Here is a 14,773-nt window from a genome sequence, read left to right as displayed (position 1 = left end):
ATTAATGCATCATGCGTCGTACTGCATAAATTTCAGGAACACGTTTAATGCGTTCTACTACTTTTTTCAAGTGTTGTAAGTTACGAATCGAGATCGACATATTAATCGTTGCCATCTTATTACGATCACTTCTACCAGAAACAGCTGAAATGTATGTTTTCGTCTCTGTAACAGCTTGCAATACTTCATTTAATAAACCACGGCGATCATAGCCTGAAATTTCGATATCAACGTTGTATTCAATTTCTTTTTCAGGGCTACCTTCCCACTCTACTTCTAATAAGCGCTCTACAGCTTCTTCTGTATGAATATTTACACAATCACGACGGTGAATCGATACGCCCCGACCTTTCGTAATATACCCAACGATATCATCACCTGGAACTGGGTTACAGCATTTTGACAAACGAATTAATAAATTGTCAGCACCACTTACCTTTACACCAGAATCCCATTTTCGAATTTTCATCGGTTTACGAACTTCTTTAACTTCAACAATTTCTTCTTCTTCACGCTGCTTACGGAACTTGTCCGTTAGTCGCGTAACAATTTGCGACGCTGTAATTCCGCTATATCCAACTGCTGCAAACATATCTTCTTCATTTGCAAAATTAAACTTCTCAGCAACACGTTTTAAATTGTCAGGAGCTAACACTTCTTTCATCTCATACTCTAGACCACGTACTTCTTTTTCAACAAGTTCACGGCCTTTTTCAATATTTTCGTCTCTACGCTGTTTCTTAAAGAATTGACGTATTTTATTTTTCGCATGAGATGTTTGAGCAAGTTTCACCCAATCTTGGCTTGGGCCATACGAATGTTTTGATGTTAAAATTTCAATGATGTCACCCGTTTTTAATTTATAATCAAGGGTCACCATTTTCCCATTTACTTTTGCACCAATTGTTTTATTCCCGATTTCTGAATGGACACGATAAGAAAAGTCAATTGGAACAGATCCAAGTGGTAATTCCATTACATCGCCTTTCGGTGTGAAGACGAATACCATGTCAGAGAATAAATCAATTTTTAATGACTCCATAAACTCTTCTGCATTAGAAGCTTCATTTTGCCATTCTAATATTTGACGGAACCAAGTTAGTTTCTTCTCTAATGTACCTGTTGTTTCTGCGGTCTTTCCTTCTTTATACGCCCAATGTGCCGCGATACCGAATTCTGCAATTTCGTGCATTTCTTTCGTACGAATTTGCACTTCTAGCGGATCACCTTTCGGTCCAATTACCGTCGTATGAAGAGATTGATATAGATTTGCTTTCGGCATTGCAATATAATCTTTGAAACGACCTGGCATTGGCTTCCAGCAAGTATGAATAATTCCAAGCACCGCGTAACAATCTTTAATACTATTTACAACGACACGTACAGCTAGTAAATCGTAAATTTCATTAAACTGTTTATTTTGCAATGCCATTTTACGATAAATACTGTAAATATGTTTTGGTCTTCCAGAAATCTCAGGTTGAATGGAAACTTCTTTTAATTTCTCACGAATACCAGTCATTACTTCATCTAAATATTCTTCACGCTCTGCACGTTTACGCTTCATTAAATTTACAATACGATAATATTGTTGCGGATTTAAATAGCGAAGTGACGTATCCTCTAACTCCCATTTAATAGTACTAATTCCGAGTCTATGTGCTAAAGGTGCAAAGATTTCTAACGTTTCATTAGCAATGCGACGCTGCTTCTCTTGAGGCAAATGTTTCAATGTACGCATGTTATGAAGACGATCAGCTAGTTTAATTAAAATAACTCGAATATCTTGAGCCATTGCGATAAACATTTTGCGATGGTTTTCTGCTTGTTGCTGCTCATGAGATTTATATTTAATCTTTCCGAGCTTTGTAACACCATCGACAAGCATAGCGATTTCTTTATTAAATTCTCGCTCAATATCTTCTAATGTAATCTCTGTATCTTCCACTACATCATGTAAGAAACCTGCCGATACTGTAGCTGGATCCATGTGTAAATCAACTAAAATACCTGCAACTTGAATTGGGTGAATAATATATGGTTCACCCGATTTTCTATATTGTTCGCTATGTGCATCGCGTGCATATTCATAAGCACGTGCCACTAGCTCAATATCTTCAACCGCTAAATATTGACTTGCTTTCTCGAGTACCTGTTCAGCTGTTAGTACTTGCTCATTTGCCATCGAATCACCTTTTATTGAAAATTGACTTTGTATTTATTAAATAGAATAAATTATATTCTATCATTATAACCCAATGATTGTGAATTGTGAAAAGGAAAAGATTTTACTGACATTTCACCTTATTTTTTTGTTCAATTATACAAAAGTACCCGCTCCTCTCCAAGAGATTCACGGGTACTTTTTATCACCGTAGTTTTACCTATATAGTGATTAGTATTTTTCTAATACTAATACATCGTAACCATCTAACATTTTACGACCATCTAAGTAAGTAAGCTCTACTAAGAATGCAATCCCTGCTACAACTCCGCCAAGTTCTTCAACTAGCTTAATTGTTGCTTCAATTGTTCCACCTGTAGCTAATAGATCATCAGTAATTAATACGCGTTGACCTGGTTTAATTGCATCTTTATGGATTGTTAAAACATCTGTACCATATTCTTTGCCGTAGTCAACTGTAATTACTTCACGTGGTAATTTTCCTAATTTACGAACTGGCGCAAATCCTACTTCTAATGCATAAGAAACTGGGCAACCGATAATAAAACCACGAGCTTCTGGTCCTACTACAACATCGATATCTCTTTCTTTTGCATACTCAACGATTGCATCTGTTGCTGCTTTGTATGCTTTACCGTCGTTCATTAAAGGTGTAATGTCTTTAAACACAATACCTTCTTTCGGATAATCCGGTACAATTGCGATATGTTGCTTGAAATCCATATTTCTGAATCCTCCTCAGATATAAAAGGTTTGTAAATACAAATCCTTTACCCTAACTGTTCTACTTATTTATGATTACGAATCGTTTCAAACCATGTATATAGTTGCTGATATGTGCTATAAACCAATTCTTTTTCTAATTGTAAGTGGTTCATTTTCTCACGATATGTGTTCGATTCAATTAAATCACGCTTTTGTTTTTGTTCGGCCATAAAAATGACACCGTCTTTTATTGTAACAAATTCTAACTCAAAAAACACCTGTGTCATGAAATTTACTGTATCTTTTGACCAACCTTTATGGCGACATAGTTGTTCCCCATATTGTCTTAAAGAAAATGGTGATTTTTGGTTTAAGAAAGAATAGTACCATTTAAAATGTTCCCTCGTTGGGACTGTACTAAATAGATGATTGTTCTCTTGATAAAATAACGTATAGATTCTAGATGGGAATCCTACTTTAAATAAATCACGCAATTCATCTGTTCCTTTTGGCAAATCGAGTAACACGATGTATTGATCATCTAAATGAGTTACCTCTGATGCATGCACAAGATGTTCTTTATAGTCTTCTAAAGAAAACTTATTCAATACCTCTTCAGAAAAATACACCATTGTTATTTTTTCTTTCGGAAGTTCTGCTAAATTTGCTTCCACATTACGCATACTACGCCAATCAAATAATTGCCATGCCTCTACAGCAATATCTTGTACCATTAATTGTGGCTTCTTAAAATTATTCCATTCATTAATGGATGCCTCTCCTATTACAGATACCTTAGCAACTGGAGAAATTTCTTTTGCATACGCACCAAATCCGAATCCAATTGTATCCAGTGTTGCCTGTCCGTCACGAAGTGCCATTTTCAAATGTGAACCATCTGATCCGATTGCACGAATACTTTCTAATTCAGCATTTTTCACTGCAAGACGTGGTTTCGGATTTCCAACACCAAATGGCGCTAACTTTTGCATATCCTCAATTGCTGCAAGCGTTACATCTTCCACTTTACAAAATGTATCAACTGCTGTGATTGGAATAAAATCCGCTTCTGTTAAAATTGCATCCGCTTGCGCATTTAAGCGGCGACGTAACTCATCTACATCATTCATATGTAGCGTCATTCCTGCGGCCATCGGATGCCCTCCGAAGTGCGGTAATAACTCTCTACAATCCGACAAGTTTGCAAACAAATCAAATCCCGCGATACTACGTGCTGAACCCTTTGCTGTTTCTTTGACAGGATCAATGCTTAATACAATTGTTGGACGATAAAAACGTTCAACTAATTTAGAAGCGACAATTCCAATTACACCTGGATTCCAGCCTTCTTTTGCAAGCACTAACACTTTATTTTCTTCTGGCGGGAATTTATTTTCCACTTCAGCGATAGCCTCTTCTGTAATTTGCTTTACAATATCTTTTCGAAGTTTGTTCAGCTCATCGATTTCTTCAGCCAGTTCTTTCGCTTCCTCTGGGTCATCTGATAATAATAGGTGTACAGCCGGCGTAGCATCTTCTAAACGCCCAACTGCATTAATACGCGGTGCGATTGAGAATCCAATGCTTTCTTCTGTAATTTCACTTTGCGAAACGTTAGCAACTTTAAACAATGCCTTTAAACCAATATTTTTCGTCATTCGCATATGTTTTAAACCGCGCTTCACTAGCAATCTATTTTCGCCATGAAGTGATACTAAATCGGCTACCGTACCGATTACTGCAATTTCTAATAAATGTTCTGGTACACGACCTAATAGTGCATGTGCAACTTTAAACGCAACACCTACACCGGCTAAATAATGAAACGGATACACACCGCCATCTAGTTTTGGATGAATAATCGCGAGTGCTTCTGGTAATTCTGGCGGTGGCTCATGGTGATCCGTAATAATAAGATCTATTCCAAGTTCCTTCGCTACCTTCGCTTCATGTACCGCTGCGATACCAGTATCGACAGTAATAATAAGTGAGAACCCTGCACTATGCGCCCAACGAAACGCTTCTTCGTTCGGTCCATAACCTTCTGTAAAACGGTTTGGAATATAAAATTCTACCTCTGCACCTAATTCTTGCAGAGCAAGATATAAAACCGTTGTACTACTTACTCCGTCCGCATCATAATCACCAAATATTAATATTTGCTCTCCATTTTGAATCGCCTTATTTACACGTTCTACCGTTCTATCCATTCCTTCTAATAAAAACGGATCGTGAAATTCTTGATTTTCTGTATTTAAAAAATCTAAAATCTTATCTTCTGTATCTAATCCTCTACCGAGGAATAACGAAATGACAAGTGGTGATAGTTGTAACTTTTTTGCTAATTCACTCACTCGCTCTTCATTATATTCTTTTTCTTTCCAACGCGTCTTCGGTTGTAACACGAAATCACCCCTTAACCTGTTTATTATACAAGACAGATTAAGGGGTGACAATATAATGCAAACTACGATGCAATATCTATATACTAAAATGTTAATGATATTTAATTTGGAGAATACGGATTTATATGTACAAACACATTTTGTACATTATCTTGTTTCATAAGCATTTCTTTCACATGTTTTCCAATGCGGTGTCCTTCTTCTACAGTAATGTATGGATCTACAGAAACTTTAATATCGACAATAACATAGTGACCATGTTCTCTCGCATATAAAGAACCGATTTTTTTCACACCATTTACTTGCAGGACAGCTTCTCTAAGCGGAATAACATCTTCCTCATGAAGTACATGATCAAGCGTTGCATGAATCGCTTCCGCCCCAATACTCCACGCCATCTTTGCAACAAGGAGTGAAACAAATAACCCCGCAACCGGATCCGCATATACAAGCCAATCTAAACCTAGCTTACCACCGATAATAGCTGCACAAATACCGATTAAAGCTGCAATTGAAGAAAATACATCCGAACGGTGCTCATATGCATTTGCAATAATTGCATCACTATTTACCCTCTTCCCTAATCGGAATTTATATTGAAACATTCCTTCTTTCACGACAATCGAAAGAATAACAGCAAAAATCGTAATTCCTTTCGGTGGTTCTAGTTCTTGCGAAAAAGCTTTTATAGACGAAATCGCTATCTCGATGCCCACAATAAATAATAATACTGCAACAATAATCGCTGAAATCGATTCCGCTTTACCATGACCGTACGGGTGATCTTCATCTGGTGGTTGCTTTGCTGCTCGCAATCCAAAAAGTACAGCTAGCGAACCAATTACATCTGATGCAGAATGCACAGCATCCGCTAATAGTGCTTTACTGTTCCCGATATAACCAATTACCGCCTTTACAATCGCTAATATAATATTACCAACGATTCCGACAATAGCACCAAACTCGGCCTGTTTAAAACGTTCATCTTTTTCCATAATTAAAATCCCTTCTTTTCTTAACCTATCTTGTTATCCCGATTTATTGTATCAAAAACAACGATAACATCACCACTTTCTTCCATCTTTCTTCCATCTTTCTTCTGTAAAAAGTTGCTATCTTATTGTATCCACAAACGAAAAAAGAGATGCCTCCTAATGAGGCATCACCTTTCTATACTTGTGGTTCAGATACTTCTTTCTCAACCTTCTTCTTGTTTTTGCCCTTTTTCAAACGACGGTTTTCAAGCATTAACCAAATTTGAGAAGCAACGAAAATAGAAGAGTACGTACCTACAACTAATCCAATTAATAACGCAAGTGAGAAGTTACGCAGTGATTCACTACCGAAAATAAGTAGTGCAATTACTGGGAACAACACTGTTAAAACAGTATTAATTGAACGACCAATTGTTTGACGAATACTTGAGTTTACGATTTCTTCTAAATCTTTTAAATCGCGAACTCGTTTTTTCTGTTTGTATAATTCACGGTTTCTATCAAACGTAACGATTGAGTCATTGATAGAGTAACCAATAATGGTTAATACCGCAGCGATAAACGTTAAGTCTACCTCTATTCGGAAAAGACTAAATACAACAATCATAACGAAGGCATCATGTAATAATGCGATTACTGCAGATACTGCGTACGTAAGACGGAAACGAATACTTACGTATAAAACGATTACTGCAGAAGCAATTAATACTGCGATAAATGCATTTCGTGCAATCTCTTTACCGATTGTCGGTGAAACTGTACTTACATTCGGATCTGTACCGTATTTATCGTGGAAGAATGTTTTCGTTTTCGCAATTTCATCTTTTGATAGAACACCTAATGTACGAACTGCGAAACCTTTATTGTCATCTCCAGTCGGTACAATATTTTCTTCCTTCACATCGATGTTCAATTCTTTAAAATCTTTATGAACATCAGCAACAGTAACTGCTTGTTTTGATTGCAAGTCGATACGTGTACCACTTGCAAAGTCAATACCAAGATTCATTTTAAAAATCGGTAATATAATTGCCCCAGCAATTACGACTGCAATTGAGAATAAGAAGAATTTATGACCGATATTTACGAAGTTAATACGATCAAATCTAGTCGGCGGATGTACTACACCTTTTGTTAATGGAATAATATCCTTTTCCTTAACACCAAAGTAAGATGGTTTTTTATCGAAGTAACGGCTCTTTACAAGTAAACTTAGTAAGAAACGAGTACCGAATACGTTCGTAATAAAACCGACTAAAATACTTACGATTAAACTTGTTGCGAAACCTTTTACAGAGCTGGTACCATAAACGAATAATACACCAGCTGCTGCAATCGTTGTAATGTTCGCATCTAAAATTGTCGCTAATGAACGATGGTTACCAGCACGAAATGCTGACATCATTGACTTACCAATTTTCAGCTCTTCCTTTAACCTCTCGTACGTAATGATATTCGCATCAACTGCGATACCCACCCCGAGCACTAATGCCGCAATACCTGGCAACGTAAGAACCGCATGCATCCAGTTAAAGACAAGTAATGTAACGAAAATGTATAAACCTAACATAATAACCGCTACAAGCCCTGGTAAACGGTAGAATACAAGCATAAATAAGAAGATAATAGCAATACCGATTGCACTAGCGAAAATCGTTTGCTCTAATGCTTGTTGACCAAATTTCGCTCCAACAGATGTTGAATACATTTCTTTTAAATCAACAGGAAGTGCACCTGCATTTAATAAAGATGAAAGTTCTTTCGCACTTTCAACTGTAAAGTTTCCACCTACGATAGATACTTCAGCTTGGTTAAACACTTGGCTTACTGTTGCTGCTGATAAAAACTTCGGATTCGGTTTTGCAGATTCTGCTTTATACGAATCTTTTCCTTCTTCAAAATCAAGCCATATTACCATTAAATTCGTTGGTGGTGGCATTTTTGAAATTTTTTCAGTTACATCACGGAATTTTTCAGCGCTTTTCAATGTAAGACCTACGCTCGCACGGCCTTGCTCATCAAATGTTTGCTTCGCTCCGCCGCCTTTTAAATCCGTACCATCCATAAGAAGATTGTCATCTACATCACGGAATGTTAATTTCGCTTGTGTTGATAACATCTCACGTGCTTTTTGCTGATCTTGCACACCAGCAAGCTGTACACGAATTCGATCCTGTCCTTCGATTTGAATGTTCGGCTCACTTACACCGAGTGCATTGACACGATTTTCAAGAGCACCTACTGTACTTACAAGTGCACTATGATCGATTTTATCACCTTTTTTGGCTGGTTTTACTTCATACAGAACTTCAAAACCACCGCGAAGGTCTAGTCCTAGACTAATTCCTTTTGCTATGTCTTTTCCTGCCGCACCAATTACGCCACCGATTAATAAAACGATGAGGAAAAAGGCGGCAATTCTCGTACCACGCTTTGCCATATGTACCCTCTTTCTGCTACTAACACTTTCAATAAATCTCTTACGATTCACTGCTATACGTGTGCATACACCTAGTTAGTAGACTTCCTTTCTATAAAATACATTTGTTGTTTGCTAGTTCATCACTAGCTGTGTCGATAAACCTTACGCAATACCTACACTTTCATTATTTATTTTTCTTCTTCACTACCTCCTTTACATATAATCTTAGACATCGTTATTTCCTCTTTATCAATACCTATCATTATACTGCAAAAGGAAGAACAAACCAATTGCAGTCAGTTATTTATTTTCATACTCATCAAATGACCAAAGTGGCGCTTGGTATGCTTCAACAGTTAAATATGTCATATATTCATTAGGTGTTATTCTTAATACATCGTTCACTAATTCATACAACCTAACATTACTGTCTATCTTTTTCCACTTTTTCACTTTAAGGAACTTCCAAATGTCATCATCTGTCACTCGGTCATAACCGAACATTTGAAACTCCTCTACTTTACTAACTAAAACGACTTGTAACTGTCCGCGGTATGATTCTACCAAATCTTCTTTTTCTAACATACGTAACATCTCCTTATAATTTCAGCACGAAAAGTCGCTTTTATTCCCGCTCTAATGGACAGCAATAACTACTTTCAAGAGCACTATCATACTTCACTCTCTTAAATGCTTGTCATTCTTGTCTCGTACGTGCATATAAATTATTGTAAATCATTCCACTGATTTTGAGAAGGTAGGAGAAGACCATGACGAGACAAAGCTTTTTAAAAGGCGCATTTATTTTAATGATTGCCGGCTTTATTACCAAAATCCTTGGATTTATTAACCGGATTGTAATGGCACGTATACTAGGAGAAGAAGGCGTTGGCCTTTATATGATGGCCGTTCCTACATTCATTTTAGCAATTACATTAACACAAATCGGTCTTCCTGTCGCAATCGCAAAATTTGTAGCAGAAGCGGAAGCGGTGAACGATAAACAAAAAATAAAAAAAATATTAACCGTATCACTAGCTGTCACTTCCTTTAGTAGCATCATTTTAACAATTGGAATTATGCTCCTCACACCTATTTTAGCGAAAACATTATTAACCGATGAAAGAACGTACTATCCATTAATGGCCATTTTACCTGTCGTTCCTGTTATTGCTGTTTCTTCTGTTTTACGCGGTTATTTCCAAGGGAAACAAAACATGAAACCTAGCGCTTATGCTCAAGTGATCGAACAAGTTGTCCGCATTACAATTATCGCTGTATGTATTCGAATATTTTTACCTTATGGCGTAGAATATGCTGCAGCCGGCGCTATGTTATCAGCCGTTCTCGGCGAAGTTGCATCCTTATTATTCTTACTCACTTTATTCCAACGTGAAAAACACTTATCTATACGCTCTAGATTTTTCACTACCGTAAAGGAGAGCAAAGGTACATTTTATTCTCTTATGGATATTGCCCTTCCAACTACAGGAAGTCGTTTAATCGGTTCCGTTTCTTATTTTTTTGAACCTATCGTCGTTATGCAAAGTTTAGCAATTGCCGGAGTTGCCGCTTCTGTCGCAACCCAGCAATACGGTATATTAAACGGTTATGCATTCCCACTCCTATCACTACCCGCCTTCATTACATACGCTCTTTCTACAGCGCTCGTTCCTTCAATTAGTGAAGCAATGGCAAAAAGGCAACATAAATTAGTGGAGCACCGTTTACAACAAGCACTTCGAATTTCATTAATTACTGGTGGGTGGTCTGTCGTTATATTATACGTATTCGCTTCCCCTGTTTTAACTCTTATGTACGGATCAGACAGCGCAACAGCATTCATTCAGCTACTTGCACCTTGCTTTTTATTTCATTATTTTCAAAGTCCACTTACATCTGTATTGCAAGCTTTAAATTTAGCACGCGCTGCTATGATGAACACATTTATTGGCGCCATCGTGAAATTAATCGTTATTTTTGTACTAGCTTCAAAGCCAGAATTTCAAATGATGGGGGTTGCTCTCGCTATTGCAGCAAATATAGTAACCGTGACATTCCTTCACTACGCTACCGTTTTAAAAAAGATTACATTTACCATTTACGCAAAAGACTATATTTTCGGCGGACTTGCCATCGGTATTGCAGGTGCCTTTGGTTTTTACCTTCATAAGTATATTATTTTCTCTCATTCTCTTGGTATACAAACATTATGGGAAATCACTTTAACAACAATTGTTTATGTCGTTCTCCTCTTCATCTTTAAACTAATTCGAAAAGAGGAGTTAAGTCGCCTCCCTATCATTCGTAAACTTTCATTTTTGAAATAAAGTAAAACTTTCATTAGCGAGACTTTTCCGGGCTTACTATTTAAAATGGTAAGCTTTTAGTTTTCTTTCAAATCAACAAAAAATTGTCCATTTTGAAAACTACAGTATAAAATTTGTGTTATATCGTTATAACCTAAGTTTTTTAGTTTTTCAATGAGCCATTCGTCTGTATGTTCAATCATTTGCAAATGATTAGATTGAATTTCTCCATCAATAATTAATGGGAGAGTAAAAATAGGCGTATCATTTTTACTCTTTTTACTTTTTTGTTTTTGAAAAACGGATAACTTCCCTGATGGTTCCAAAATAGCGTATTCCACATCCCGTACGTCTCCGACTCCTTGCTCCCTTAATTGCATCATTAAATCATCTATGTTATAGCGCTGTTTTCTCATCTTTTTTTCATCAATTTTTCCCGCATTTATAAGAATAGCAGGCTCCCCTTCTATTAAATGCCGAAATCGTTGAAACTTCAAAGAAATGACCGACAAAATGATTTGTATGCACATAAGGAAAGTCATCGGAACTAATTGATGCCAAAGTGATTTATCTGTATTTTCAATTGCTACTACAGCCATTTCACCAAGCATAATGAATACGACTAAATCTAATACACTTAGCTCTCCAATTTCACGTTTACCCATAAGACGGAAAATAATTAAGATAATGATATACAAAAGCATCGTCCGGCCAATTATCGATACCCATTCCATTTCTACATCTCCTTTTTTACTTATAGATTCCCCTATAGAAAAGAAAATAGTCTAACTTAAGCAAAAGAGAAATATGCTTGTATTAAAAAGGGGGAATGCATAAATGGATGGAACGAAAAAATTATCAACTGCAATTGGTTTCGGTATTATTACCCTACTAATTCTCGCATCTATTACTAGCATGGTTATGGCTCTATTATTAAAATTTACGAACATGAATGAAGGTACATTAACCGTCACTATTTTGATACTAGCTCTTTTATCTATGCTTATGTCTGGGTTTACTGCTGGTAAAAAAGCACAAGGGAAAGGTTGGCTAGTAGGTTTTACTACAGGACTCACATTCGCCATACTCGTTTTTCTAGTTAACTATTTAGGCTTCTCTCAAACTTTATCGAACTCACAGTTACTTTACCAATTGGCATTAATGGGCGCGAGTACACTCGGTGGTATTTTCGGTGTAAATATGTCAAAGCAAAATAATTAAAAAAAGGCCCTGCACATTTCATGCAGGGCCTTCCTCATTAGTTTTTCACAACTTCACGAATCGCATTGCGATCGAAAGTTAAGTGTGCACCACCAGATTTAACAACGATTTTCGTTTCATCTACTGATTCGATTGTACCGTGTAAGCCACCAATTGTTATGATAGCATCACCTTTTGCTAATTCGTTTTGCATTTGAGCAACTGCTTTTTGACGCTTTTGTTGCGGGCGAATTAATAAGAAATAGAAAATCGCAAACATCGCAACGATCATAACGATATTCATCATACCTGCATTCATCTTTTGTTCCTCCTTTTAAATTATGTATTAGAAGTTTTTAGCATTCGGTTTATTAAAGCCATACTGTTCAAAGAACTCTTCGCGGAAATCGCCAAGACGGTCTTCACGAATAGCTTGTCTCACCTGCTCCATTAAGTTTAACAGAAAATGAAGGTTGTGATAAGACGTTAAACGAATTCCGAACGTTTCATCACATTTCATTAAGTGACGAATGTACGCACGAGAGTAATTTTTACATGTGTAGCAATCACAATTAGGATCAAGCGGACCGAAGTCTCTTGCGAATTTCGCATTTTTTACAACTAGACGGCCTTCACTTGTCATACATGTACCATTTCGAGCGATACGAGTTGGAAGTACGCAATCAAACATATCAACGCCGCGAATTGCCCCATCAATTAACGAGTCAGGAGAACCTACTCCCATTAAGTAACGTGGCTTATCATCTGGAAGAAGTGGTGTTGTAAACTCAAGCACACGATTCATAATATCCTTCGGTTCACCAACAGATAAACCACCTATAGCATAACCAGGGAAGTCCATTGAAACAAGGTCTTTTGCACTTTGGCGACGAAGCTCTTCAAACTCTCCGCCCTGTACGATACCGAATAAACCTTGATCTTGTGGACGTTCATGCGCTTTTAAGCAACGTTCTGCCCAGCGGCTTGTACGTTCTACAGATTTCTTCATATATTCAAAAGTAGCTGGGAACGGTGGACACTCATCAAATGCCATCATAATATCTGAACCTAATGCATTTTGGATTTCCATCGCTTTTTCTGGTGATAAGAATAATTTATCTCCATTTAAGTGGTTACGGAAGTGAACGCCTTCCTCTTCAATACGGCGGAAGTCACTTAAACTGAATACTTGGAAACCACCAGAATCCGTTAAGATCGCACGATCCCAGTTCATAAATTTATGCAAACCACCTGCTTCACGAACAATTTCGTGACCTGGACGTAGCCATAAATGATACGTATTACTTAAAATAATGCCAGAATCCATTGCTTTTAATTCTTCTGGTGACATTGTCTTAACTGTTGCAAGTGTACCAACTGGCATGAATGTTGGTGTATCAAATGAACCGTGCGGCGTGTGTACACGACCTAAACGCGCACCCGTTTGTTTACAAGTTTTAATAAATTCATAACGAATTGCTGTCATAATTTACTCCTTTTATTTGTTTCTCATTTTAGCGTGAGATGCAACGAACATTGCGTCACCGAAGCTAAAGAAACGATATTTTTCTTTTACTGCTTCATTATAAGCATGAAGTACATTATCTCTATTTGAAAATGCACTTACAAGCATAATTAATGTTGATTTCGGCAAATGGAAGTTTGTAATTAAACCATCAATTGCTTTAAATTCATATCCTGGGTACATAAAAATATCTGTCCAGCCAGAAGCTGCGCAAAGCTTACCACTATGATCGGTCGCAATCGTTTCTAACGTACGAGTTGATGTCGTACCTACAGTAATAATACGTCCACCATTCTCTTTCACACGATTTAATAATGCCGCTGTCTCTTCAGACATATGGTAATATTCTGCGTGCATATGATGCTCTTCAATCGTATCTGCAGAAACTGGTCTAAATGTTCCAAGCCCTACGTGAAGTGTAATAAATGCTAACTGAACGCCTTTTTTCTTTAACTTCTCAAGTAACTCTTCTGTAAAGTGAAGTCCCGCTGTTGGCGCTGCTGCTGAACCGATTTCTTTCGCATATACTGTTTGATAGCGATCGCGATCTTCCAGTGTCTCTTTAATATATGGAGGAAGTGGCATTTCCCCAAGTTCATCTAAAATTTCATAGAAGATGCCGTCATATGAAAATTCAAGCTGACGCCCACCTTGATCTGCAGTCCCTGTGCAAGTTGCTTTTAATTTCCCTTCACCAAAAGAAATTACAGTTCCTTCTTTTACACGTTTCGCTGGCTTAACAAGCGTTTCCCACTTATCGCCTTCCTCTTGTTTCAAAAGAAGCACTTCAATGTGCGCGCCTGTATCTTCTTTCACACCATGCAAGCGAGCAGGCATAACTTTCGTTTCATTTAAAACTAAGCAATCCCCCTCATGTAAGTAAGAAAGAATGTCCGTAAAATGTTTATGCTCAATATCACCAGTTTCACGGTCTAACACCATTAATCTTGATGTTTCACGATCCTCTAACGGGACTTGTGCAATAAGTTCTTCTGGTAAATGAAAATCAAACAGATTAATATCCATA

At 37.2% G+C, this 14,773-nt stretch carries 12 protein-coding genes; 2 read left to right on the top strand and 10 right to left on the bottom strand.

Annotation, left to right across the window (positions count from 1 at the left end):
- Window position 1: 1 nt before the first annotated feature.
- The 6 genes from relA to JDS81_RS01520 all read right to left on the bottom strand — a co-directional run bounded on the left by relA (window position 2) and on the right by JDS81_RS01520 (window position 9,297).
- Window positions 2–2,185: a GTP diphosphokinase gene (gene relA, locus JDS81_RS01545; protein ID WP_001262805.1), complete on the bottom strand. Its 2,184-nt coding sequence runs from the start codon at window positions 2,183–2,185 to the stop codon at window positions 2–4.
- Between the two features lie 210 nt (window positions 2,186–2,395).
- Window positions 2,396–2,908 (bottom strand): adenine phosphoribosyltransferase, encoded by a 513-nt coding sequence (locus JDS81_RS01540; protein WP_000346217.1) that lies wholly within the window; start codon window positions 2,906–2,908, stop codon window positions 2,396–2,398.
- A 65-nt stretch (window positions 2,909–2,973) separates the two neighbouring features.
- Window positions 2,974–5,295 (bottom strand): single-stranded-DNA-specific exonuclease RecJ, encoded by a 2,322-nt coding sequence (gene recJ, locus JDS81_RS01535; RefSeq protein WP_000941246.1) that lies wholly within the window; start codon window positions 5,293–5,295, stop codon window positions 2,974–2,976.
- 101 nt (window positions 5,296–5,396) lie between these two features.
- Complete coding sequence (locus JDS81_RS01530) at window positions 5,397–6,290, bottom strand: cation diffusion facilitator family transporter (protein ID WP_000409731.1); 894 nt, start codon at window positions 6,288–6,290, stop codon at window positions 5,397–5,399.
- A gap of 175 nt (window positions 6,291–6,465) precedes the next feature.
- Complete coding sequence (gene secDF / locus JDS81_RS01525; RefSeq protein ID WP_097952877.1) at window positions 6,466–8,730, bottom strand: protein translocase subunit SecDF; 2,265 nt, start codon at window positions 8,728–8,730, stop codon at window positions 6,466–6,468.
- Between the two features lie 282 nt (window positions 8,731–9,012).
- A complete protein-coding gene (locus tag JDS81_RS01520) occupies window positions 9,013–9,297 on the bottom strand; it encodes a post-transcriptional regulator (RefSeq protein WP_000890217.1) in 285 nt (94 codons plus the stop codon).
- Window positions 9,298–9,482: 185 nt separating this feature from the next.
- On the opposite strand from JDS81_RS01520, the gene spoVB reads away from it, so the two are divergent.
- On the top strand, window positions 9,483–11,042 hold the full coding sequence (spoVB, locus tag JDS81_RS01515; RefSeq protein ID WP_097952875.1) for a stage V sporulation protein B: 1,560 nt from the start codon (window positions 9,483–9,485) through the stop codon (window positions 11,040–11,042).
- Between the two features lie 56 nt (window positions 11,043–11,098).
- Here spoVB and JDS81_RS01510 read toward each other — a convergent pair whose 3' ends face one another.
- Window positions 11,099–11,755: a DUF421 domain-containing protein gene (locus JDS81_RS01510; RefSeq protein ID WP_000455378.1), complete on the bottom strand. Its 657-nt coding sequence runs from the start codon at window positions 11,753–11,755 to the stop codon at window positions 11,099–11,101.
- Window positions 11,756–11,858: 103 nt separating this feature from the next.
- On the opposite strand from JDS81_RS01510, the gene JDS81_RS01505 reads away from it, so the two are divergent.
- Window positions 11,859–12,242, top strand: a complete 384-nt coding sequence (locus JDS81_RS01505; protein ID WP_052943595.1) for a TIGR04086 family membrane protein — start codon at window positions 11,859–11,861, stop codon at window positions 12,240–12,242.
- A gap of 37 nt (window positions 12,243–12,279) precedes the next feature.
- Here the strand turns inward: JDS81_RS01505 and yajC are convergent, their stop codons facing one another.
- Genes yajC through queA form a run of 3 tightly spaced genes read right to left on the bottom strand, consistent with a single transcriptional unit; the run spans window position 12,280 to window position 14,772 of the window.
- Entirely contained in the window at window positions 12,280–12,540 is a 261-nt protein-coding gene (gene yajC, locus JDS81_RS01500; protein WP_000991114.1) for a preprotein translocase subunit YajC, read from the bottom strand.
- A 27-nt stretch (window positions 12,541–12,567) separates the two neighbouring features.
- Window positions 12,568–13,707, bottom strand: a complete 1,140-nt coding sequence (gene tgt / locus JDS81_RS01495; protein ID WP_000125368.1) for a tRNA guanosine(34) transglycosylase Tgt — start codon at window positions 13,705–13,707, stop codon at window positions 12,568–12,570.
- Between the two features lie 12 nt (window positions 13,708–13,719).
- Entirely contained in the window at window positions 13,720–14,772 is a 1,053-nt protein-coding gene (gene queA, locus JDS81_RS01490; protein WP_000354012.1) for a tRNA preQ1(34) S-adenosylmethionine ribosyltransferase-isomerase QueA, read from the bottom strand.
- Between the last annotated feature and the right edge of the window lies 1 nt (window position 14,773).

Source organism: Bacillus cereus group sp. N31 (assembly GCF_016483245.1).
Lineage (GTDB): Bacteria > Bacillota > Bacilli > Bacillales > Bacillaceae_G > Bacillus_A > Bacillus_A toyonensis.
The sequence above is the reverse complement of the archived record's forward strand: the minus strand, read 5'-3'. Positions and strand labels throughout refer to the sequence as shown.